Source organism: Streptomyces sp. NPDC090442 (genome assembly GCF_044769405.1).
GTDB lineage: Bacteria > Actinomycetota > Actinomycetes > Streptomycetales > Streptomycetaceae > Streptomyces.
In genome coordinates this window covers 73391-95991 of sequence record NZ_JBIVXW010000003.1, presented here as the reverse complement: position 1 = coordinate 95991, position 22601 = coordinate 73391, and the positions used below count along the sequence as shown (strand labels likewise).

Here is a 22601-nt window from a genome sequence, read left to right as displayed (position 1 = left end):
AGGCCGGCGCCGCGCCACCACCAGCAGGACGCCCGTACGTGCCCGCGTGGCGTCGGCGGCGCTCAGCGGACCGCGGCCCGGCGGTACGCCCAGGTCGCCACCGCCAGCGAGAGCACCCCGACGGCGGCGCAGATGCCCAGGTCGGCGCCGACCGCCAGCCAGTCGGGATGCGGGCCGAAGGTGCGGGCCAGCGCCTCCACGCCGTAGGTCGAGGGCAGCAGGTCGCGGGCCCAGCCGATCGGTGCGGGCATCCGGTCGGCCGGCAGCACGCCGAGCAGCAGCGCCGCCGACATCCCCAACTGGCCGCCGAGGGTGGCCAGTTCCTGCCGCGGGGCGAGCAGCCCGAGGGCCGCGCCGAGCCCGGACAGCGCCGCCCCGGAGAGCGGCACCACCGCGACCAGCACCCACAGGTGCGCCATCGGCAGGTGGAAGAGCAGACAGCCGGTGACCGCGGTGACCACCGCGCCCGGCACCGTGAACGAGGCGTACGCGGCGGCCGCGCCGAGCACCACGGCGGCCGGCGGCACCGGCAGCGTCGCGTAGTGGTCGAGGCCGCCGCCGGCCCGCAGTTGGCCGAAGTACTGGGCGAGCAGGTTCAGCGCGACGAAGGCGACGACCAGCACCGCGGAGCCGGAGACCACCGAGTAGGCCGGGGCGCCGCCGCTGACCACGCCGCGCAGCAGCACCATGATCCCGACGGACTGGAAGGTGGCGACGAACAGCAGCGGAATCCGGGCGACCCGGGCCCGGGAGAGCTGGGCGCGGTAGACGGCGCCGAGCGCGGGCAGCAGCCGGGCCCGGGGCGCGAGCGGGACGCACCCGTCGTCCTCCGTCACCGCCTTCGTACCGGTCACCGCCTCCGCGGAAACCACGCTCACGCCGTCGCCCACCTTTCCTCGTCACGCCCCCGGTCCGCCGCGCGACCACCGCGCGGCGCCAGGCCGGCACACCCAGTGAACCGCTCGCGCGCCACGGCCCGCCGCATCCGTCCCCGCGTCCTCACGCCTTCACCAGCCCCTCGGCGCGGCCGCCCAGGGAGACGTAGACGTCCTCCAGGCTGGGCGTGGCCAGGGTGAAGTCGTCCAGCGCCGCGAAGGCGGGCCCGGCGGTGACCGCGGTGACCGCGGTGCGGGCCCGGTCGGCGGGGAGCCGCAGGGTCCAGCGGCGGCCGGACACCCGGGCGTCGGCGGCCAGCGCGGCGACCTCGGGCACGTCGAGCGGGGGCCGGTCCCGCCAGACCAGCTCCAACCGGACCTCCTCCCCCACCAGTTCCTTCAGCCGGCCCGGCGTGTCGCAGGCGATCACCCGGCCCCGGTCGATCACCGCGACCCGGTCGAGCACACTCTCGGCCTCCAGCACGTTGTGGGTGACCAGGACGACGGTGGCGCCCCGCTCGGCGCGGCGGCGGTCCACCGCGGCCCACACCGCGCGCCGGGCGACCGGGTCCATGCCGGTCGTCGGCTCGTCCAGCACCAGCAGCGGCCGCTCGCCGATCAGCACGGTGGCGAAGCAGGCCAGTCGGCGCTGGCCGCCGGAGAGCTTCTTCAGCGCCCGACCGGCGAGCGGGCCGAGGTCCAGCTCGTCGAGGACGGCGTCCCGTTCGGCGCGGGCGGCGCGGGCGTCCAGGCCGCGCAGCCGGCCGGTGGTCTCCACGGCGAGCGCGACGGTCAGTTCGTCCAGCGCGGTCGACTCCTGCCCGAGGTAGCCGAGCAGTCGGGCGGCCCGCTCGGGGTGCCGCACCAGGTCGTGGCCGAGGACGGTGATGCTGCCGGAGTCTGGCCGCAGCAGCGCGGTGAGCTGCCGGACCAGGGTCGACTTGCCGGCGCCGTTGGGGCCGAGCAACCCGAAGATCTCGCCGCGCCGGACGTCGAGGCTGATGCCGTCGCTGGCCCGCACCGCGGGTGCCCGGTCCGCCCCGCGCCGGCCGCGCAGCGCGGGATAGGTCTTGACCAGGTCCCGCACGACACACACCGATGCGCCGTGGTCCACCTGTTTTGCGCCCGTCTTCACGAGCTATGAGGGTACGCGTCCCCCGCCCCTCCCCCGGTCCCGGGTCTCCACCGTCCGGCCGGTGCACAGCGCCCGCACAGCTTCGGACCGGCCGACGGGCGGGCCGGCCGCGCCCCCGGACGGTCGACGCCGCCCGGTCGGACGGGACGCGGAACGGATCCGCCACCCGCTCCCTCAGTCGCCCGCCGGCGCGTGTTCCGCCGCCGTGCGCAGGTCGACCTCGCGCCAGAAGCCGGCGCGGATGGCGTAGCGGTCGTGTTCGTCGATCTGGTCGTCCTTGTGGGCGAGCAGGCCGAACCGGGCGGCGTAGCGCAGGAGTTCACCGTCGATGCGGTGCGGGATGCGGGGGTACTCCGTGGACAGCTGCTGGAGGTGGACGGTGTCGGAGAGCCGGTCGGTCCAGCGGCGGGCGAAGACCTGACCGACCTCGAACGGGTCGCCGCTGACCGCGGTGATGTCCTCCTCGCGGTCGGCCCAGCGCTGTTCGGCGCTGGTGAGCTGGGCGAGGGTGGGCAGGGAGGCGGTCTCGGCGGGCTCGCCGAGCGGGCCGCCGCGCTCGATCCAGCCCTTGTCGGAGGACCAGCGGAGGGTGGCCGCGGGCTGGCTGCCGTTCTGCTGACCGCCGTTCTGCCCGGACTGCTGGGCGGCGTGCGGGCGGCCCAGGCCGGCGAGGTCCTTGGGGGTGGGGACGCCGCGGGAGCCGCCGGAGCCGGACTCGCCGGAGCCCTCGGCGCGGTCGCCGGCCGACACCGGGCGGGCGGTGCCGTTGGTGCCGGCGCGGCCGCCGGAGTCCGTACCGGAGCCGGCCGCGGCCGCGGTCGCCGCGGCGACCGCGGACTCCGGGAGCGGGGCGGAGAGGATCGCGGCGATCTCGGGGCGCGGGACCGGCGGCGGGGCGCAGGGGCCGCCCAACTCCTTCGGCCGGACCGCGCGGGTGATCCAGGTCCGGTCCAACACCCGCCGCTCGTCGGCCTCGGCGACCAGGTCCTCGGACTGGTTGTAGTCGCCGTCGGCGGCCTGCACCGCCCAGAGGTGGACCGCGACGCCGTGCTCCTTGGCCGACATCAGCCCCGGCAGCAGATCGCCGTCGCCGGTGACCAGCACGATGTCGGAGCAGGCGCGGTTGCGGGCGAGTTCGGTCAGCTCGGCGTGCATCGCGGCGTCCACGCCCTTCTGCGCCCAGCGGCCGTCGCTGCGGGTCAGCGCGCCCAGCCGGACGGTGACCCGGGGCATCACCCGCAGCCGGCGGTGCTCGGGCTGCGGGACGCGGTCGGGGGCGCCGTCGAACCAGTAGATGCGCAGCAACGGCCGCTCGGTGTCGGCCTCCGCGCGCTGGCGCAGCCCCTGGATGAGGGCGGCGTGGTCGACGGTGATCCGGGAACGGGCGGGTTCTCCGGCGAGCAGGCTGGCGGCGGCCCCGAGCAAATACCCGGCGTCCACCAGGACGACGCAGCGGTCCACGTTCCACCCTCTTCCCTGAGGTGCTGAAGTCCGGTCGCCCCCCGGCTCGGCCCGTGGCACGAGTGCTCTTCGGCTTCCTTCGAGTCTGCCCGACCGTACGGGGGTTATCTGCACCAACTCGATCTTCGGCGTGGCGGATTCGGCCGTATTCGTCGACACGGCGCGTAACTGACGCCTTCACTCAGGGTAATTGCCCGAAATGCAGCGATCTGCCCGTCGTGTAAGGCTGATTCCGGCCGATCCAGAGATCCCCTCAGGAGGCACGATCATGGCCAAGAACAAGAAGGACCGGAAGCAGCCGAAGGCGAGCGAGCCCGAACGCGGCCAGCAGCAGTCCGAGAAGTCGACCCTGGAAGCGATCTCGCACTCGCAGGCCCAGGCCAGCCCGGCGGACGTCGCACGCAAGCACCAGCGCCGCTTCGGCCACAACTGACACCTCCCGAACGGCCGCCCGGAGGTCGCCCAACTCCCGTGCGCCGCCGACGACTTGAGGGGCGCGCCCGCACGATGCGGGCGCGCCCCTCACGTCGTTTCCGCGCCGGCCGGTGGTCGACCGCCCGGCGTCGCCGCTCAGCCGGCGAGGCAGGACGGGCCGAGCAGCACCTTCAGATCGCCGAACAACGACGGGTCGGCGGTGACCCGGTGGCGGTCCAGGCGGAGCACGGTGGTCTTCCGCACGCCCTGGAGCCTGATCCGGACCTCGCTGGAACCGCGGTGACTGCTGAGCACCTCGCCCAGCTTCTCGACCATCGGCGGGGTGACCTTCACCGCGGGGATGGTGATCGTCACCGGGGCGTCGGCGCCGGCCTCCGAGAGGTCGGGGACCATCAACTCCATGGCGACCAGCCGCGGTACGTCCTCCCGCTTGTCCAGCCGGCCCTTGATGAACACCACGGCGTCCTCGACGAGTTGGGTGGACACCAGTTGGTACGTGGCGGGGAAGAACATGCAGTCGAGGGAGCCGGCGAGGTCCTCGACGGTGGCGATCGCCCAGGCGTTGCCCTGCTTGGTCATCTTGCGCTGGAGGCCGGAGATGATGCCGCCGATGGTGACGATCGAGCCGTCCGCGTAATCGCCGCCGGTGAGCTGGGCGATGGCGGCGTCGGCCTTGTCGCTCAGCACGTGCTCCAGGCCGAAGAGCGGGTGGTCGGAGACGTAGAGACCGAGCATCTCCCGTTCCTGGGCGAGGAGATAGGTCTTGTCCCACTCGTCCTCGGAGAACTCCACGTCCAGCCCGAAGCCGGGGGTGTCGTCGGAGGAGTCGTCGCCCATCCCGCCGAAGAGGTCGAACTGGCCCTCCGCCTCCTTGCGCTTGACCTGGACGACGTTGTCGATCATCGACTCGTAGTGCGCGGTCAGTCCCTTGCGGGTGTGGCCCATCTCGTCGAACGCGCCGGCCTTGATGAGGGATTCGGTGGTGCGCTTGTTGCAGACCACCGCGTCGACCTTGTCGAGGTAGTCGGGGAACGAGGAGTACTTCCCCTTGGCCTTGCGGCAACGGATGATCGACTCGACGACGTTCTGCCCGACGTTCCGCACGGCGGTGAGGCCGAAGAGGATGATCTCGTCGCCCTGGGCCGCGAAGTTGGCCTCGGACTCGTTGACGTTCGGCGGGAGGACCTTGATGCCCATCTTGCGGCACTCGTTGAGGTAGACCGCGGACTTGTCCTTGTCGTCGCGCACCGAGGTGAGCAGCGCGGACATGTACTCGGCCGGGTAGTTGGCCTTCAGATAGGCGGTCCAGTAGGTGACCAGGCCGTAGGCGGAGGAGTGCGCCTTGTTGAAGGCGTAGCCGGCGAACGGGACCAGGACGTCCCACAGGGCCTGGATGGCCTCGTCGGAGAAGCCGTTCTTCTTGGCGCCGGCCTGGAAGATGGTGAAGTTCTTGGCCAGTTCCTCGGGCTTCTTCTTGCCCATCACGCGGCGGAGGATGTCGGCCTCACCGAGCGAGTAGCCGGCGATGATCTGGGCGGCCTTCTGCACCTGCTCCTGGTAGACGATCAGGCCGTAGGTCAGGCCCAGGGTCTCCTTGAGCGGATCCGCCAACTCCGGGTGGATCGGGGTGATCTCCTGGCGGCCGTTCTTCCGCTCGGCGTAGTTGATGTGCGAGTTCATGCCCATCGGGCCCGGGCGGTACAGGGCCGAGACGGCGGAAATGTCCTCGAAGTTGTCGGGCTGCATCTGGCGCAGCAGCGAGCGCATCGGGCCGCCGTCGAACTGGAAGACGCCCAAGGTGTCGCCGCGGCAGAGGAGTTCGAAGGTCTTGGGGTCGTCGAGCGGGACGGAGAGCAGCTCCAGGTCGATGCCCTTGTTGGCCTTCACCATCTTCAGGGCGTCGTCCATGATGGTGAGGTTGCGCAGGCCCAGGAAGTCCATCTTCAGCAGGCCGAGCGACTCACACTGCGGGTAGTCCCACTGCGTGATGGTGACGCCGTCGGTGTGCCGCACCCAGACCGGGGCGTGGTCGATGATCGGCTCACTCGACATGATCACGCCGGCGGCGTGCACGCCCATCTGCCGGACCAGGCCCTCGACGCCCTTGGCGGTGTCGATGACCTTCTTGACGTCCGGCTCGTTCTCGTACATCCCCCGGACCTCGCCGGCCTCGCTGTAGCGCGGGTGCGAGGGGTTGGTGATGCCGTCGAGGTCGATGCCCTTGCCGAGGACGTCGGCGGGCATCGCCTTGGTGATCCGGTCGCCCATGGCGTACGGGTAACCCAGCACGCGGGCCGAGTCCTTGATGGCGTTCTTCGCCTTGATCTTGCCGTAGGTGCCGATCATGGCGACCTTGTCGGCGCCGTACTTCTCCGTGACGTACCTGATGACCTCGACGCGCCTACGCTCGTCGAAGTCGATGTCGACGTCGGGCATGGAGACGCGCTCGGGGTTGAGGAACCGCTCGAAGATCAGGCCGTGTTCGATCGGGTCGAGGTCGGTGATGCCCATGGCGTAGGCGACGATCGAGCCGGCCGCGGAGCCTCGGCCGGGGCCGACCGCGATGCCGTTGTTCTTCGCCCACATGATGAAGTCGGCGACGACGAGGAAGTAGCCCGGGAACCCCATCTGGATGATGACGTCCATCTCGTACTCGGCCTGCTTCATGCGGTCCTCGGGGACCCCGGAGGGGAACCGGCGCTGCATGCCGATCCGGACCTCCTCCTGGAACCAGGTGACCTCGGTGAAGCCCTCCGGGATGTCGAACTTCGGCATCAGGTCGCGCTTCTCGAACATGCCGGTGGTGTCGACCTGCTCGGCGACGAGGAGGGTGTTGCGGCAGCCCTCCTGCCAGGCGTCCGAGGAGTCGATGGCGTACATCTCGTCGGTGGACTTGAGGTAGTAGCCGGTGCCGTCGAACTTGAAGCGGCCGGGGTCGGAGAGGTTCTTGCCGGTCTGGATGCAGAGCAGGGCGTCGTGCGCGGTCGCCTCGTGGGCGTAGGTGTAGTGCGAGTCGTTGGTGACCAGCGGGGGGATGCCCAGCTTCTTGCCGATCTCCAACAGGCCGTCGCGGACCCGGCGCTCGATCTCGATGCCGTGGTCCATCAGCTCCAGGAAGTACCGGTCCCTGCCGAAGATCTCCTGGTACTCGGCGGCGGACTTCAGCGCCTCGTCGAACTGGCCCAGGCGCAGCCGGGTCTGGAGCTCACCGGAGGGGCAGCCGGTGGAGGCGATCAGGCCCTCGGACCACTGGGAGAGGGTCTCCTTGTCCATCCGGGGCCACTTCTGGAGCCAGCCCTCCTTGTAGGCGTCGGAGGAGAGGCGGAAGAGGTTGTGCAGACCGGTGCTGTTCGCCGCCCAGATCGTCTTGTGGGTGTAACCACCGGAACCGGAGACGTCATCGCGCTTCTGGTGCGGCTGGCCCCACTGGATCTTGCGCTTGTTGCGCCGCGACTCCGGTGCGACGTACGCCTCGATGCCGATGATCGGGGTGACGCCGGCCTTCTTCGCGGAGTGGAAGAAGTCGTAGGCACCGTGGAGGTTGCCGTGGTCGGACATGGCGATGTGGGTCATCCCCATGTCGTTGCACGCCTTGAACATGTCGCTCAGCCGCGCCGCACCGTCCAACAGCGAGTACTGGGTGTGGACGTGCAGGTGCGTGAAGGGGGGCCTGGACGAGGGAGCCACGGCGCTGAACCTCCGGGAGCGGCAGTTGTCAGGGACGTCGGGAGAGGGAGAGGAATCCGGGTCGGAAGGATGGTTCTGACGGTGTTGAAGTCTACGGCCCGGCACTGACAGCACCGGCCCGGCGAGGGGTCGCCCGGCGCCCTCGCACGGCGTCGGCGCCGGCGGGCACTCACGGGCCTCCCCGTGCGTTCTCCGGTCTGATCTCCGATCCGCTTTCCGGCACTCCAGGAGGCTGTGAGCAATGCCGATGATGCCGATCCAGGACGCCCCGGCGCGGGAGACCGCGCGGCACGGCCAGGACACCGCACGACGCGCCGAGCAGATCCGCGCCGCCCTCGACCCCACCAGCGCCGGCCCCGCCCTGCGGCGGATGGCCGGCTCGCCCGCGGCCTTCTTCCGCGGGGCCGCGGCCCTCTTCCACCACGACCTGGCGGTGGCCGGCGCGGGGGCGCCGGGTGCCCCGTATCTGGACGAGCGGACCGGCCGGGTGTGGATCCACGGCGATCTGCACGCCGGCGGCTTCGGCGCGTATCTGGACGCCACGGGCCGGCTGGCGTTCGGCGTCACCGCTTCCGGTGAGGGGTACGTCGGCCCGTTCACCTGGGACCTGAAGCGGTGCGCGGCCTCGATCGCGCTGCTCGGCCACGCCCGGGGGCTGAGCGACGCCCGGATCACCGAGCTGGTGACGGCCTTCGCCGCGGCCTACCGGGAGCAGGTGCGCGCGCTCGCCTCCGGTGCGGGCGCGGCACCGCCGTGCACCCTGGACACCGCGCGCGGGCCGCTGCTGACCGTGCTGCGCGCGGCCCGCGCGCGGACCCGGGCCGGGCTGCTGGCGCCGCTGACCGAGCTGTCCGACGGGGAGCGGCGGTTCGCCGCCGGCCCGGACGCCGTCGCGCTGGACGCGGCGGCCCGGTACACCGTCCTGGCGGCCTTCGACGGCTATCTGGAGACGCTGGCGGAGACGGGTCCGGTCCGCCCCGAGGCGTACCGGGTCAAGGACGTGGTGGGCCGGCGCGGCCCGGGCGCGGCCGGCGGCGCGGCGGCGTACGACCTGCTGCTGGAGGGCGGCAGCGACGCCCTGGAGAGCGATGTGGTGCTCACCGTGCGGCGGGCGCGGCCCCCGGCGCTCGCCCGTTACCGGGCCGTCCCGGAGGTCGCAGCCCAGGTGCGGCACGACGGGCACCGGGCGGTGCTGGCCCGGCGCGCCCTCCAGGCGCACGCCGATCCGTGGCTGGGCTGGGCCGAGTTGGACGGCGCGGGCCTGGTGGTCGGCGAGGTCTCGCCGTACGCGGTCGGGCTGGACTGGTCCGGCCTGGACGACCCGGAGGAGATCGCCGCGGCCGTCGCCGGGCTGGGCCGGGTCACCGCCGCCGCGCACGCCGCGGGGGACGGCAAGGGCGGGCACCCGCTGGTGCCGTTCCGGCCCGAGCGGGCCATCGACGCGGCCCTCGCCGCCGACGAGGACGGCTTCGGCCCGCTGCTGGCCGACTTCGCGCACTCCTGCGCGGCCCGGACCCGCGCCGACCACCGGATCTTCGTGGAGCTGCTGCGGGACGGCCGGATCGCGATCCGGTAGCCACCCCCTGCGCCCCCTTAGTACCCCTTTAGCGGGGCCCATGGCAGACTCGCTGACGATGGACATCTCGGCGGCACACCTGCGGGCACTGCGCGCGGCGCTCTTCACGGCGCTGTGCGTGACGCTGTCCTCGGCGTCCCATGTGCTGCTCTCCCGCATGCCGCTGCCGCCGGTCACCGTCGCCGTGACCGGCGTCGCGGTGTTCGCGCTCGCCTACGCCCTGGCCGGCCGCGAGCGCGGCTACTGGCGGATCGCCGGGCTGCTGCTCCCCCTGGAGCTGGCCGCCGACACCGTCTTCAGCCTCGGCCAGCACACCTGTTTCGGCCCGGAGGGCGGCCCGACCGGGCCGCTGCGCTCGCTGGGCACGGTGCTGCTCTGCGGCGGCGGCCAGGTCGGCAGCCCGCTGGCGCGGCTGGCCCAGGAGGGCGGCGCGCCGGCCCCGGCCTGGCTGCTACTGCTCGCCGGACACCTGGCCGTCGGGCTGCTGGCGGCCGGCTGGCTGCGCCGCGGCGAGGCCGCGCTGGTGCGACTGCTGGACGCGGTGGCCGGCTTCGCGTTCCGCCCGCTGCTGATCGCGGCCGCGTTCCTGGGCCGGGTCGCCGCACCGCGCCGCGCGGTGCCCGCCCCCGTGCGGACCACGTCGCCCGCCCGGTCCGTCCCCCTGCTCGTGCACTCCGTGGTGCGCCGCGGTCCGCCCTGCGCGCTCGCCGCCTGACCCTCCCCGGGTCGGCGGCCCGGCGCCCGCCCACCGGGCGGAGACGCCCCGCAGCACGCACTCTTTTCCCACGGACCACTTCATCCCACGGAGCCAAGCAGTCATGAGCAACCGCAACAGTCAGGCCAACAAGCAGGCAGCCCGCGAGCGGCTGCGCGCCGAGCGCGAGCGGCAGGCCAAGAAGGACCGCACCCGCCGCCAGTTGATCGTCGGCGGCGCCGTGGTCGCGGTGCTGGCGGTGGCCGGCGGCATCGGCCTCGCGGTCGCCAACTCCGGCGGCAGCAGCAGCGGCTCGGGCGCCGACGTCTGGGCGAAGGCCGCCAAGGCCAAGCCGGTCCCGCCCGCCCACACCAGCGGCCCCAACGGCACCACCATCACCGTCGGCAAGTCCGACGCCAAGAACACCCTGGAGCTCTTCGAGGACCCGCGCTGCCCCGGCTGCTCGGTCTTCGAGCAGACCGTCGGCTCGACCATCGAGAAGGACGTCAGCGACGGTAAGTACAAGGCGACCTACCACATCGGGACGTTCCTGGACAACAACCTCCAGGGCACCGGCTCCAAGAACGCGCTGAGCGCGCTGGGCGCCGCGCTGAACGTCTCCCCCGACGCCTTCCTGAAGTACAAGTTCGCGCTGTACTCCAAGGAGTACCACCCGGACGAGACCGGCCCGGACAAGTTCGCCGACGACAGCTACCTGCTCAAGGTCGCCGACACCATCCCGGCGCTGAAGGGCAACGCCGCCTTCGAGAAGGCGGTCAAGGACGGCACCTACGACGCGTGGGCGATGGCGATGTCCAAGGAGTTCAACAACCACTCGGACGTCCGCAGCACCCCGACGGTGAAGATGAACGGCACCGTCCTGGGCACCCAGAGCGCACAGGGCCCGGTCGCGCCGTCCTCGGTGGCGGACTTCAACGCCCAGGTGGACAAGAACCTCAAGAAGTGACCCCCGGGTCCTGACGCCGGGCCGCGCCCCGGTGACCGGCATCGGCCGGCGTGCCCCGTGCACGCCGGCCGATGCCAAATCTTGACCCGGATTCCCGCCGTGTTCATGGCAGACTCCCGCCATGCAGCGGAGGGGAGACCGCCCGACGGCCCGGCGTGGGGCCTTACCCGGCGACCGGCTCAGGGCAGTGCGGGCGGCGCTGTTCACCGCGCTGTGCGTCCCGCTCTCCGCGACCTCCCACGTCCTGCTCTCGCACCGCCCGCTCCCGCCGGCCATCCTCGCCGCGGTCTGCGCCGGGGTCTTCACCGCGGCCTACGCGCACTCCGGCCGCGAGCGCGGCTACGGGCGGACCGCCGCGCTGCTGGTCCCCTTGGAACTGACCGCCGACACCGTCTTCACCACCGGGCAGCAGACCTGTTACGGGCCGGCCGGCGGTCCCGTCACCGGCCCGCTGCACGCGGTCGGCGTCGATCTGCTGTGCCGCGGCACCGGGCCGGCCGGACCGGCCGGCCTCCCCCACGGCCTGCCCGCCCTGCGCCCGGCCGCCGGCTGGCTGTTGCTCGCCGCCCACCTGACCGTCGGCCTGCTCGCGGCCGCCTGGCTGCACCGCGGCCAACGGGCGCTGGGCACCCTGCTGCGCGCGGCCGCCACCGGCGCCGGCCGGCCGCTGCGGACGGCGGCCGCGCTCGCCCGCGCTGCCGCCGTCCCACCCCGTCCGTGCCCGCGCCCGCCCCGCCCGCCGGCGCCGGCCCGCCCACTGCCCCGCCTCGCGCACTGCGTACGGCGCCGCGGTCCCCCGTCCCCGGTGGCCGTCTGACCCCCGTACCACCCGTACACCCCCGAGTCAGCGCAGCACCGAAGGATCGGACACCCCCCATGAGCAACCGGAACGACCAGGCGAAGAAGCAAGCGGCCCGCGAACGGATCCGCGCCGAGCGCGAGCGGGAGAAGAAGAAGGCGCGGCTGCGCCGCCAACTCGTCGTGGCGGCCTCGGTCGTCGGCGTCCTGGTGGTCGCCGGCGGCATCGGCCTCGCCGTGGTGAAGGCGAACGAGCCGACCGGCTGGGAGGCCGCCAAGGAGGCCAAGCTGGTCACCCCGGCGCACACCCAGGGCCCGCACGGCACCGAGATCCTGCTGGGCGACAAGAACGCCCAGCAGACCCTGGAGGTCTTCGAGGACGTCCGCTGCCCGGCCTGCGCGGCCTTCGAGCAGAGCGCCGGCCCGGAGCTGATCAAGGACCTGCACGACGGCCGGTTCAGGGTCCGCTACACCATGTACACCTTCATCGACGGCATGCAGGGCGGCGAGGGCTCCAAGAACGCGCTGAGCGCGCTGGGCGCGGCGCTGAACGTCGGCCCGGAGGCGTTCTTGAAGTACAAGGCGGCGCTGTACTCGACCAAGTTCCACCCCGACGAGCGCGAGGACCTCTACGCCAAGGACTCCGAGCTGCTCAAAGTGGCCGCCGACGTACCGGAGTTGAAGGGCGACAAGGCGTTCCAGAAGGCGGTCGAGGGCGGCACGTACGACCGTTGGGCGATGGAGATGACCGCGCTGTTCGGGCGCAAGGGCGTGCGCGGCACCCCCACCTTCATGCACGGCGACAAGAAGCTGACGATGGCGGAGATCCCGCAGCAGCAGATGACGCAGGAGCAGTACGACCAGGTGGCGCGGGCCAACTTCCGCAAGATGATCGACGCGGAGTTCGGCCCGGCGAAGGGCGGCGACAAGAACGGCGCCGGCCAGGGCATCGCCAAGGGTGAGAAGGACCCCACCGGCGGCCGGTGACGGCCGCGGGCCGGGCGGGCGTTTGGGGCCACCGGGAGCCGCCCGCCCGGCCGTGGGGCGTGGGGTCAGCCCCGCTCCGGCAGGTCCGCCAGGAACCCCAGCGCCACCTTCCAGGCGGCCTCGGCCGCCTCCGCGTCGTAGTCCGGGAGGTCGGGGTCGGTGAAGAGGTGGCCGGCACCGGCGTAGCGGAACACCTCCACGTCCGCGCCGGCCCGGCGCATCCGCAGGTACCAGGCGTTCAACCAGTCGTGCGGCTCGAACGGGTCGGGGTCAGCGACGTGCAGTTGCACCGGGAGCTCGTCGGCGCTGGCGCCGTCGGCGAGGTCGGAGGTGCCGTGCATCAGCAGCAGCCCGCGGGCCTTCTCGTCGGCGAGGGCGAGGTTCTGCGCGACCGAGCCGCCGAAGGAGAGGCCGGCGTAGACCAGTCCGCGGTCGGCGTACGGGGCGACCGCCGCGACGGCCCGGCGCAGCAGCTCGTCCGTGCCGATCTCCTCCTTGATGACCATGCCGTCGACGACCGAGTCGGCGGTCCGGCCGCCGAACAGGTCCGGGACGATCACCTCGTGGCCCGCGGCGCGCAACCGGTCCGCGCCGGCGTGCACCGCGGGGCGCAGCCCGCACACCGAATGAAACAGCACGAGGGTGGAGGAACCGCTGGTCGCGGGCTCGGCGGAGGGCACAGACATCACTTCCCTGGGGTTGGATCGCTCTCCCCCCATCGTGCCAGCTACGGTCGTCCACACCGGAACGAGCACACCCACCGAGGAGGAGCCCCGTGTCCCTGGAGGCCGTGCTGCGCCCGATCGCCGTCGTCGGCGGCTCGATCGTGGTCACGTTCGTCCTGGTCTGGCTGATCGACCGGACCCTGCTGCGGATCGACACCCGCCGCCCGGAGACCCCGTTGTGGGGGCTGCTGCGGCGCTGCCGGATACCGCTGCAACTGATGCTCACCTTCGCCCTGTTGCTCGGCACCTACGACCAGACCAGGATCCCGCTGGTGCTGGACCACGCGGTGGGCATCGGCCAGTTCCTGACGCTGGTGCTGATAGCGGCCACCGCCTGGCTGCTGGTGCGGGCCGCGGCGGCGATCGTGGACTCGTCCTACGCCCGTTACGCGGCCGGCGCCCGGGACGCGGCGCGGGTGCGGCGGGTGCGGACCCAGGTGACGCTGATCCAGCGGGTGGTCACCGCGGTGGTGATCGTCGTCGCGGCCGCCTCGATGCTGCTGACGTTCCCGCAGATGCGGGCGGTGGGCACCTCCGTGCTGGCCTCCGCCGGGCTGGTGGGCATCGTCGCCGGTATCGCCGCCCAGTCCACCCTGGGCAACCTCTTCGCCGGGCTCCAGATCGCGTTCGGCGACATGGTGCGCATCGGGGACACCGTGGTCGTGGACGGCCAGTGGGGCACGGTCGAGGAGATCACCCTGACCTTCCTGAGCGTGCGGACCTGGGACGAGCGCCGGATCACCATGCCGGTCTCGTACTTCACCAGCAAGCCGTTCGAGAACTGGTCGCGCGGCGGCGCGCAGATGACCGGTGCGGCCTTCTTCCACCTCGACCACTCCGCCCCGTTGGAGAAGATGCGGCAGCACCTGCACGAGCTGCTCCAGGAGTGCCCGGAGTGGGACGCCCGGTCCTGGAGCCTGGTGGTCACCGACACCACCCCGTCCACCATCGTGGTGCGCGCCCTGGTCACCGCCCGGGACGCGGACGCGCTGTGGACGCTGCGCTGCAAGGTCCGCGAGCGGATGATCGAGTGGCTGCGGACCGAGCACGCCTACGCGCTGCCGCGGATCACCACCGCGCCCGCCGCGCCCGCCGGGGGGCCGCCGGACACCGTCCCGTCCGACCCGACGGACGGCCCGCACGGCCTCCGGGGCCGCTGACCGGCCCGCGACCCCAACTCCCCGCCCGGGCCCGCCCGTTCCGCGCCCTACGGGGTCGCCCGCAGGCTCCGCATGTCCAGGTGGCGCAGCACCCGGTCGACGATCTCCGGGTCGGCGCCCGGTTCGCTGCGCGCCGACAGCACCTCGTGCCGGGCGGCCGAGAGCATCTCGCCCTGGATCCGCTGGACCTTCTTCATCCGGGAGATGCGCTTCTCGAACAGCTCGCGCCGCTCGTCGTCGACGATGTCGGGGGTGATCCGGGCGCCCATGTCGTAGGCGCGGCGGGCCAGTTGGTCGGCGACCTCGTCGGACACCTCCTCGACCTCCAGGATCTCCTTCAGCCGCCGCTTGGACGCCTTGATCACCCGCAGCGCCAACTCCCGCTCCACCGCGTCCGCGGCGTCGGTGTCGGCCCGCACCCGCAGCTTGCGCACCAGCCAGGGCAGCGTCAGCCCCTGGATGACCAGGGTGGACAGGACCACCGCGAAGGCGATGAAGAGGATCTCGTCGCGGGCCGGGAAGGCGCCGCCGCCGTCCACCGTGGTCGGGATGGCCAGGGCCAACGCCACCGTGGCCACCCCGCGCATCCCGGACCACCACATGATGACCGTCTCGCGCCAGCTCATCGGGATGTCCTCCTCGACGTCCCGGCGCTTGTGCATCCGCTTGGCGAGCCAGGCGGCGGGCAACAGCCACACCAGGCGCACCACGACGACCACCGCGACCACGGCGGCGCCGGCGCCGAGCATCGAGGTCCAGTGGCGGCCGGCGGCACCGATGATGTTGTGCAGCTCCAGGCCGATCAGCCCGAAGGCGACGCCGGTGACGAGGGTGTCGACCACTTCCCAGAAGGTGTAGCCGGCTAGCCGGCCCATCACGTCGTCCGCGTCGACCGCGTACTCGGCCAGGAACAGCCCGGAGGTCAGCACCGCGAGCACGCCCGAGCCCTTGAACTCCTCGGCCAGCACGTACGCGACGAACGGCACCAGCAGCGTCAGCCCGATCTGGAGCGTGGGGTCGCCCAGCCGCCCCATCAGCTTGTTCGCCACCCAGCCGAGCACCACGCCGACCGCCACCGCGACGACGGCGGAGAGCACCAACGAGCCCACCGCGCCGGGCACCGAGAAGGTGCCGCTGATCACCGCGGCCAGCGCGACGTGGTAGAGCACGATCGCGGTGACGTCGTTGAACAGCCCCTCGCCCTCCAGGATGGAGACCATGCGGCGGGGCAGCCCCAGCTTGCCGGCCACCGCGGTGGCGGCCACCGGGTCGGGCGGGGCGACCAGCGCGCCCAGCACCACCGCGGCGGCCAGCGGCATGCCCGGCACCACGGCCTGGGCGACCGCCGCGACCGCGGCCGTGGTGGCGAACACCAGCAACACCGCGAGCAGGAAGATCGGCCGGAGGTTGGCGGTGAACTGCCGCCAGGAGGTGCGTTGGACCGCCGCGTAGAGCAGCGGTGGCAGCACGATCGGCAGGATGTACTCGGGCGGTACCTGGACGTTGGGCACGAACGGCAGCAGCGCCAGCACCGCACCGGCCAGCGTCATCAACACCGGTGAGGGCAGGCCCAGCCGGTCGCCGAGCGGAACCATCACCACCGCTCCGAGGAGCAGGACGAACAGCAGGGCCAACTGATCCACGGTGACTACGCTCCGGAGCGGTCGGTTCCGATCACTTTCCGCCCCAACTCTGCCATGAAAGGGTCAAATCCCGGCTTCCGCCGATCGATTCGCCCGAATTACCCCGAACTGCCCCCGGGGACTTGGTCAGTAGCTCTCGTCCCGCACGGTGTCCAGCGCGTGCTGGAGGTCCGCCGGGTACGCGCTCTCGAACTCGACCCAGCGCCCGTCGGAGGGGTGCTCGAAGCCCAGCCGGACCGCGTGCAACCACTGCCGGGAGACGCCCAGCCGCTTGGCGAGCGTGGGGTCGGCGCCGTACGTCAGGTCGCCGACGCAGGGGTGCCGGTGGGCCGACATGTGCACCCGGATCTGGTGCGTCCGCCCGGTCTCCAGCTTGATGTCCAACAGGCTGGCGGCCCGGAACGCCTCGATCAGGTCGTAGTGGGTGACCGACGCCTTGCCGTCGGCGGTGACCGCCCACTTGTAGTCGTGGTTGGGGTGCCGCCCGATGGGGGCGTCGATGGTGCCGCTCATCGGGTCCGGGTGGCCCTGCACCAGCGCGTGGTAGCGCTTGTCCGGCACCCGCTCCTTGAACTGCCGCTTCAGCGACGTGTACGCCCGCTCCGACTTGGCGACCACCATCAACCCGGAGGTGCCGACGTCGAGGCGGTGCACGATGCCCTGCCGCTCGGCCGCGCCGGAGGTGGAGATGCGGTAGCCGGCCGCGGCCAGCCCGCCGATCACGGTGGTGCCGGTCCAACCGGGGCTGGGGTGCGCGGCGACCCCCACCGGCTTGCTGATCACCACGACGTCCTCGTCGTCGTGGACGATCTCCATGCCCTCGACGGGCTCGGCGACGATCTCCACCGGCGCGGCCGCCGGCGGCATCTCGACCTCCAGCCAGGCACCCCCGTGGACCCGCTCGGACTTCATCACCTCGGTGCCGTCGACCCGGACCTTGCCGGCCGACGCCAGCTCGGCCGCCTTCGTACGGGAAAAGCCGAACATGCGGGCCAGCGCGGCGTCCACGCGCTCGCCTTCCAGGCCGTCCGGTACGGGCAGGGTGCGGATCTCGGGAAGCGTGCTCACCCCACGAGTATGGCAGTCCCGCGACACTGCCCGACCCGGCGGAGGGCCCGCCCCGGAACCAGGGCCCGGGCCACGACCTGGGCGATCAGTCCTTGTGGACGGTCCCGTCGGGGTCCAGCCCCCGGAAGGACAGCAGCACGATCAGCACGCCGCCGCAGACGATCGCGGAGTCGGCGAGGTTGAAGACCGCGAAGTGGGCGGGGGCGATGAAGTCCACCACCGCGCCCTGGAAGACGCCCGGCGAACGGAAGACCCGGTCGGTGAGGTTGCCGAACGCGCCGCCCAGCAGCAGCCCCAGCGCGATCGCCCAGGGCAGGCTGTAGAGCTTGCGCGCGATCCGGGCGATCACCACGATCACCACCACGGCGATGATGGTCAGGAAGACCGTCAGCGCCTCGCCGAACCCGAAGGCCGCCCCGCGGTTGCGGATGACGTTGAACTGGAGCAGCGTCCCGATGATCTCGACCGGGGCGTGGTGCTCCAGCTTGGCGACCACCGCCAGCTTGCTGCCCAGGTCGAGCAGGTAGACCACCGCGGCCACCAGCAGCAGCGCGGCGATCCGCCGCCGCCCGCGCCCGGTGGGCCGCTCGCCCTCCGCCGGCCGTCCCCCCTCGGATCCCGCCACGGGTTCCGCCCCGGAACCCGGCTCGGATTCCGGCGTACCGGTGATGCGTTCCGCCTCTGCCACGTGTGCGTCCCTCAACCCGTCGAGTCCACCACCAGGCCCAGCCCGGCTGCCCACGAGAGTACGGCACACCCCCGCGCGCCCGGCCCGGCCGGGTGCCGGCCCGCACCGGACCGTCGCGGGCCGCGGGTCAGCGCCGCTCCTGCTTCTGCTTGCACTCCACGCAGAGCGTCGCCCGCGGGAACGCCTGCATCCGCGCCTTGCCGATCGGCCGGCCGCAGTTCTCGCACAGCCCGTACGTGCCCGCGTCCAGGCGCCCCAGGGCGCGCTCGGTCTGGTGCAGCATCTCCCGCGCGTTGGAGGCCAGCGCCAGCTCGTGCTCGCGGGTGATGTTCTTGGTGCCGGTGTCGGCCTCGTCGTCGCCGGCGCCGTCACCGGAGTCCCGCATCAGCCCGGCGATGGCGTCCTCGGCGGCGACGATCTCGGCCCGCAGCCGGTCCACCTCCGCCTTCAGCTCGGTCCGCGCCTCGGTCACCTCCGCGGGCGTCCAGGGATCCTCGCCCGGCCGGACCGCGAGCTCACCGGGCGCCGCGACCGCCGCCGCCTCGGCGGGGGCCTTCTCCACGGGCTTCTCCGCCACCTTCTTCACGGCCTTCTTGGCGGCCGGCTTGGCCGTCCTCTTCGCCGCCGCCTTCTTGGCCGCGGCCTTGGCCGGCGCCGCCTTCTTGGCCGGCGCCTTCTTCGCGGCCGCCTTCCTCGCGACGGTCTTCTTCGGCGCCTCCGGGTGCCCGGCTGCGTCCTCGTGGGCGGAGTGCGTCGCGACGTCCTCGTCAGCGGGCCCGGCGGACGTCGTGGTCTTCTCCGCGGCGGTCTTCTTCGCCACCATGGCCGCGACCCCTTCGCATATGTGATCTTGTGCGCGAATCGTGACGGGAACGATAAATCGCCGCACGGCACGCGGCAACGGGACGCACCGCCCGGCCACCCCACCGCCGGGTTCGCGCGTCCGGCCTGCCTCCGTTGTGCCCGCCCACCGCGCCGTAATCCGCCCGGATTGCCCGCATCTGACAGCGTCGCCATTCGGGTCACCCACGGGAGCGGTTCGGTCGGGGCCTCCCCCGGCCGGCGCCGGCGTCCGAAATCCGGTCGGCCGCCGTCGGCCCGGCCCCGTACACTGGGGCGCAGCGAGAGGCGTCGATGGGACGAGTAGCGTCGGACGCAGCCTTCAGCGACCCGGGGACGGTGCGAGCCCGGGGGCGTGCCCTACGCGAAGATCAGCCCGGAGCCGTCGGAAGAACGCCCGCGTACGCACGCGACGCGGGTCAGTAGAACCGGCAGCGCGATCCCAATGAGGGGGCGGTGCGCGACGGCGCCGCCAAGGAGGGTGGTACCGCGGGAGCTCACGGCTCTCGTCCCTCCGGACGGAGAACGCACCAGGTGTCCGCCGGAGGAACCGATGAGTCCCACGCCCCAGTACCGCCCGGTACCCGCGCAGGTAGACCTGCCCGCCCTTGAGCACGCGGTGCTCGACTTCTGGCAGGAGCGCAAGGTCTTCGCGCGCACCCTCCAGCAGTCCGAGGGCCGCCCCGAGTGGGTCTTCTACGAGGGCCCCCCGACGGCCAACGGCATGCCCGGCGCGCACCACATCGAGGCCCGGGTCTTCAAGGACGTCTTCCCCCGGTTCCGCACGATGCAGGGCTACCACGTCGACCGCAAGGCCGGCTGGGACTGCCACGGCCTCCCGGTCGAGCTGGCCGTGGAGAAGGAGCTGGGCTTCAACGGCAAGAAGGACATCGAGGCGTACGGCATCGCCGAGTTCAACGCCAAGTGCCGCGAGTCGGTGACCCGGCACACCGACGCCTTCGCCGAGTTGACGACGCGGATGGGCTACTGGACGGACCTGGACGCCCCGTACCGCACCATGGACTCCGACTACATCGAGTCGGTGTGGTGGTCCCTGAAGGAGATCTTCGGCAAGGGCCTGCTGGTCCAGGACCACCGCGTCGCGCCCTGGTGCCCGCGCTGCGGCACCGGCCTGTCGGACCACGAGCTGGCCCAGGGCTACGAGACGGTCGTCGACCCCTCGGTCTTCGTCCGCCTCCCGCTGACCTCCGGCCCGCTGGCCGGCCGCGCCGCCCTGCTGATCTGGACGACCACCCCCTGGACCCTGGTCTCCAACACCGCCGTCGCCGCCCACCCCGACGTCACCTACGTCGTCGCCACCGACGGCACCGAGCAGCTGGTCGTCGCCGAGCCGCTGCTGGAGAAGGCGCTGGGCGAGGGCTGGACGACCACCGGCGAGACCTTCACCGGCCGCGAGATGGAGCGCTGGACCTACCAGCGCCCGTTCCCGCTCGTCGACCTCGACGGCGCCAACTTCGTCGTCAACGCCGAGTACGTCACCACCGACGACGGCACCGGCCTCGTCCACCAGGCCCCCGCCTTCGGTGAGGACGACCTCAAGACCTGCCGCGCGTACGGCCTCCCGGTGGTCAACCCGGTCCGCCCGGACGGCACCTTCGAGGAGCAACTCCCGCTCGTCGGCGGCCAGTTCTTCAAGAAGGCCGACGAGGCCCTGGTCGCCGACCTGGACGCCCGCGGCCTGCTCTTCCGCCACCTCGCCTACGAGCACAGCTACCCGCACTGCTGGCGCTGCCACACCGCGCTGCTCTACTACGCCCAGCCCTCCTGGTACATCCGCACCACCGCGGTCAAGGACGCCCTGCTGCGGGAGAACGAGAACACCAACTGGTTCCCGGAGTCGGTCAAGCACGGCCGGTTCGGCGACTGGCTGACCAACAACATCGACTGGGCGCTGTCCCGCAACCGCTACTGGGGCACCCCGCTGCCCATCTGGCGCTGCGAGGAGGGGCACCTCACCTGCGTCGGCTCGCTCGCCGAGCTGACCGAGCTGACCGGCACCGACCAGTCCGGTCTGGACCCGCACCGCCCGTTCATCGACGCGATCACCTTCGGCTGCACCCACGAGGGCTGCACCCTGGAGGCCACCCGCGTCCCCGAGGTCATCGACGCCTGGTACGACTCCGGCTCGATGCCGTTCGCGCAGTGGGGCTACCCGTACCGCAACAAGGAACTGTTCGAGAAGCGGTACCCGGCGCAGTTCATCTCCGAGGCCATCGACCAGACCCGCGGCTGGTTCTACACACTGATGGCCGTCGGCACCCTCGTCTTCGACAAGTCGTCGTACGAGAACGTGGTCTGCCTCGGCCACATCCTCGCCGAGGACGGCCGGAAGATGTCCAAGCACCTGGGCAACATCCTCCAGCCGATCCCGCTGATGGACCAGCACGGCGCCGACGCGGTCCGCTGGTTCATGGCCGCCGGCGGCTCCCCCTGGTCGGCCCGCCGGGTCGGTCACACCACCATCCAGGAAGTCGTCCGCAAGACCCTGCTGACGTACTGGAACACCGTCGCCTTCCAGGCCCTCTACGCCCGCACCTCCAACTGGGCGCCGTCCGCGGCCGATCCGGCCCCGGCCGACCGCCCGCTGCTGGACCGCTGGCTGCTCGGCGAGCTCAACACCCTGGTCGAGGGCGTGACCGACGCCCTGGAGGGCTACGACACCCAGCGCGCCGGCAAGCTGCTCTCCGCGTTCGTCGACGACCTCTCCAACTGGTACGTCCGCCGCTCCCGCCGCCGCTTCTGGCAGGGCGACGCCGCCGCGCTGCGCACCCTGCACGACGTCATCGAGACCGTCACCCGGCTGATGGCCCCGCTCGTCCCGTTCATCACCGAGCGGGTCTGGCAGGACCTGGTCGTCCCGGTCACCCCGGACGCCCCGGATTCGGTCCACCTCACCACCTGGCCGGTCGCCGACCGCGCCCTGATCGACCCGGCGCTCTCCGCGCAGATGCAACTGGTGCGCCGGCTGGTCGAGTTGGGCCGCGCCACCCGCGCCGAGTCCGGGGTGAAGACCCGTCAGCCGCTGTCCCGCGCGCTGGTCGGCGCCCACGGCTTCGCGGACCTCTCCGAGGACCTGCGCGCCCAGATCGCCGAGGAGCTCAACGTCAGCTCGCTGGCCGCGCTCTCCCACGTGGGCGGCTCCCTGGTGGACACCACCGCCAAGGCCAACTTCCGCGCCCTGGGCCGGCGGTTCGGCAAGGGCGTCCAGGCCGTCGCCAAGGCGATCGCCGCCGCGGACGCCGCCGCCCTCTCGCTCGCCCTGCGCGAGGGCACCGCCGGCGTCGAGGTGGACGGCGAGACCGTCGCCCTCACCCCCGAAGAGGTCATCATCACCGAAACCCCGCGCGAGGGTTGGTCGGTGGCCTCCGACGCCGGCGCGACGGTCGCCCTCGACCTGGAGATCACTCCGGAACTCCGCCGCGCCGGCCTGGCCCGCGACGCGATCCGGCTCATCCAGGAGGCCCGCAAGAACAGCGGCCTGGACGTCGCCGACCAGATCGCCCTGCGCTGGACGACCACCGACGACGAGGTCCGCACGGCCCTCACCGACCACGCCCCGCTGATCGCCGACGAGGTACTGGCCGCCGACTTCGCCGCCGGCGGGCCGGAGGAGTCCTACGGCCCGGCCTTCACCGACGAGGCACTGGCCCTGACCTTCCACCTCCGCAAGGCATAACGGAGCACGGAAGCACGACGGGGGCACGACCGGGCCCCGGCGCACTGCGCGCCGGGGCCCGCACCCTTCTCCGCCCCCCGCGTACCACCGCCGCGCCCCCTGCACGGACTACGCCGGCGAACACCACGGCGCGCGCACCGCACCCACCACGAACAGGGCCGGGCC

Annotated in this window: 17 protein-coding genes; 8 read left to right on the top strand and 9 right to left on the bottom strand. The window is 72.4% G+C overall.

Going from position 1 to position 22601, the window contains the following annotated elements:
* Positions 1 to 62: 62 nt before the first annotated feature.
* From ACIQU6_RS03840 to ACIQU6_RS03830, 3 genes are all read right to left on the bottom strand, one after another.
* The gene (locus ACIQU6_RS03840; RefSeq protein WP_403480015.1) at positions 63 to 878 is read right to left on the bottom strand and encodes an ABC transporter permease; all 816 of its coding nucleotides are present in this window, start codon (positions 876 to 878) and stop codon (positions 63 to 65) included.
* 121 nt (positions 879 to 999) lie between these two features.
* Positions 1000 to 2010, bottom strand: coding sequence for an ABC transporter ATP-binding protein (locus ACIQU6_RS03835; RefSeq protein WP_403480014.1), 1011 nt, complete (start codon positions 2008 to 2010; stop codon positions 1000 to 1002).
* Between the two features lie 174 nt (positions 2011 to 2184).
* Entirely contained in the window at positions 2185 to 3471 is a 1287-nt protein-coding gene (locus tag ACIQU6_RS03830) for an NYN domain-containing protein (protein WP_403480013.1), read from the bottom strand.
* 268 nt (positions 3472 to 3739) lie between these two features.
* Here ACIQU6_RS03830 and ACIQU6_RS03825 point away from each other — a divergent pair, with 268 nt between their 5' ends.
* Positions 3740 to 3904 (top strand): hypothetical protein, encoded by a 165-nt coding sequence (locus ACIQU6_RS03825; protein WP_403480012.1) that lies wholly within the window; start codon positions 3740 to 3742, stop codon positions 3902 to 3904.
* Between the two features lie 137 nt (positions 3905 to 4041).
* Here the strand turns inward: ACIQU6_RS03825 and dnaE are convergent, their stop codons facing one another.
* The gene (dnaE, locus tag ACIQU6_RS03820) at positions 4042 to 7593 is read right to left on the bottom strand and encodes a DNA polymerase III subunit alpha (protein ID WP_403480011.1); all 3552 of its coding nucleotides are present in this window, start codon (positions 7591 to 7593) and stop codon (positions 4042 to 4044) included.
* A gap of 250 nt (positions 7594 to 7843) precedes the next feature.
* Here dnaE and ACIQU6_RS03815 point away from each other — a divergent pair, with 250 nt between their 5' ends.
* The 5 genes from ACIQU6_RS03815 (at position 7844) to ACIQU6_RS03795 (ending at position 12615) form a co-directional block, all read left to right on the top strand.
* On the top strand, positions 7844 to 9169 hold the full coding sequence (locus tag ACIQU6_RS03815; RefSeq protein WP_403480132.1) for a DUF2252 family protein: 1326 nt from the start codon (positions 7844 to 7846) through the stop codon (positions 9167 to 9169).
* Positions 9170 to 9227: 58 nt separating this feature from the next.
* On the top strand, positions 9228 to 9884 hold the full coding sequence (locus ACIQU6_RS03810; RefSeq protein WP_403480131.1) for a hypothetical protein: 657 nt from the start codon (positions 9228 to 9230) through the stop codon (positions 9882 to 9884).
* 103 nt (positions 9885 to 9987) lie between these two features.
* On the top strand, positions 9988 to 10830 hold the full coding sequence (locus ACIQU6_RS03805) for a thioredoxin domain-containing protein (RefSeq protein ID WP_403480010.1): 843 nt from the start codon (positions 9988 to 9990) through the stop codon (positions 10828 to 10830).
* A 121-nt stretch (positions 10831 to 10951) separates the two neighbouring features.
* Positions 10952 to 11647, top strand: a complete 696-nt coding sequence (locus tag ACIQU6_RS03800) for a hypothetical protein (protein ID WP_403480009.1) — start codon at positions 10952 to 10954, stop codon at positions 11645 to 11647.
* A gap of 59 nt (positions 11648 to 11706) precedes the next feature.
* The gene (locus ACIQU6_RS03795; protein WP_403480008.1) at positions 11707 to 12615 is read left to right on the top strand and encodes a thioredoxin domain-containing protein; all 909 of its coding nucleotides are present in this window, start codon (positions 11707 to 11709) and stop codon (positions 12613 to 12615) included.
* 65 nt (positions 12616 to 12680) lie between these two features.
* Here the strand turns inward: ACIQU6_RS03795 and ACIQU6_RS03790 are convergent, their stop codons facing one another.
* A complete protein-coding gene (locus tag ACIQU6_RS03790; protein WP_403480007.1) occupies positions 12681 to 13301 on the bottom strand; it encodes a dienelactone hydrolase family protein in 621 nt (206 codons plus the stop codon).
* 95 nt (positions 13302 to 13396) lie between these two features.
* Here ACIQU6_RS03790 and ACIQU6_RS03785 point away from each other — a divergent pair, with 95 nt between their 5' ends.
* Positions 13397 to 14500, top strand: a complete 1104-nt coding sequence (locus ACIQU6_RS03785; protein WP_403480130.1) for a mechanosensitive ion channel family protein — start codon at positions 13397 to 13399, stop codon at positions 14498 to 14500.
* A 47-nt stretch (positions 14501 to 14547) separates the two neighbouring features.
* Here ACIQU6_RS03785 and ACIQU6_RS03780 read toward each other — a convergent pair whose 3' ends face one another.
* From ACIQU6_RS03780 to ACIQU6_RS03765, 4 genes are all read right to left on the bottom strand, one after another.
* Complete coding sequence (locus ACIQU6_RS03780; RefSeq protein WP_403480006.1) at positions 14548 to 16143, bottom strand: Na+/H+ antiporter; 1596 nt, start codon at positions 16141 to 16143, stop codon at positions 14548 to 14550.
* Positions 16144 to 16269: 126 nt separating this feature from the next.
* Positions 16270 to 17211, bottom strand: coding sequence for an RluA family pseudouridine synthase (locus ACIQU6_RS03775; RefSeq protein ID WP_403480005.1), 942 nt, complete (start codon positions 17209 to 17211; stop codon positions 16270 to 16272).
* A gap of 85 nt (positions 17212 to 17296) precedes the next feature.
* Positions 17297 to 17899 carry a signal peptidase II gene (gene lspA / locus ACIQU6_RS03770; protein ID WP_403480004.1) on the bottom strand — a complete coding sequence of 201 codons (603 nt, stop codon included), beginning with the start codon at positions 17897 to 17899 and terminating at the stop codon, positions 17297 to 17299.
* Between the two features lie 127 nt (positions 17900 to 18026).
* On the bottom strand, positions 18027 to 18722 hold the full coding sequence (locus ACIQU6_RS03765) for a TraR/DksA family transcriptional regulator (protein WP_403480003.1): 696 nt from the start codon (positions 18720 to 18722) through the stop codon (positions 18027 to 18029).
* 570 nt (positions 18723 to 19292) lie between these two features.
* Here ACIQU6_RS03765 and ileS point away from each other — a divergent pair.
* A complete protein-coding gene (ileS, locus tag ACIQU6_RS03760; protein WP_403480002.1) occupies positions 19293 to 22436 on the top strand; it encodes an isoleucine--tRNA ligase in 3144 nt (1047 codons plus the stop codon).
* The last annotated feature ends 165 nt before the right edge of the window (positions 22437 to 22601 follow it).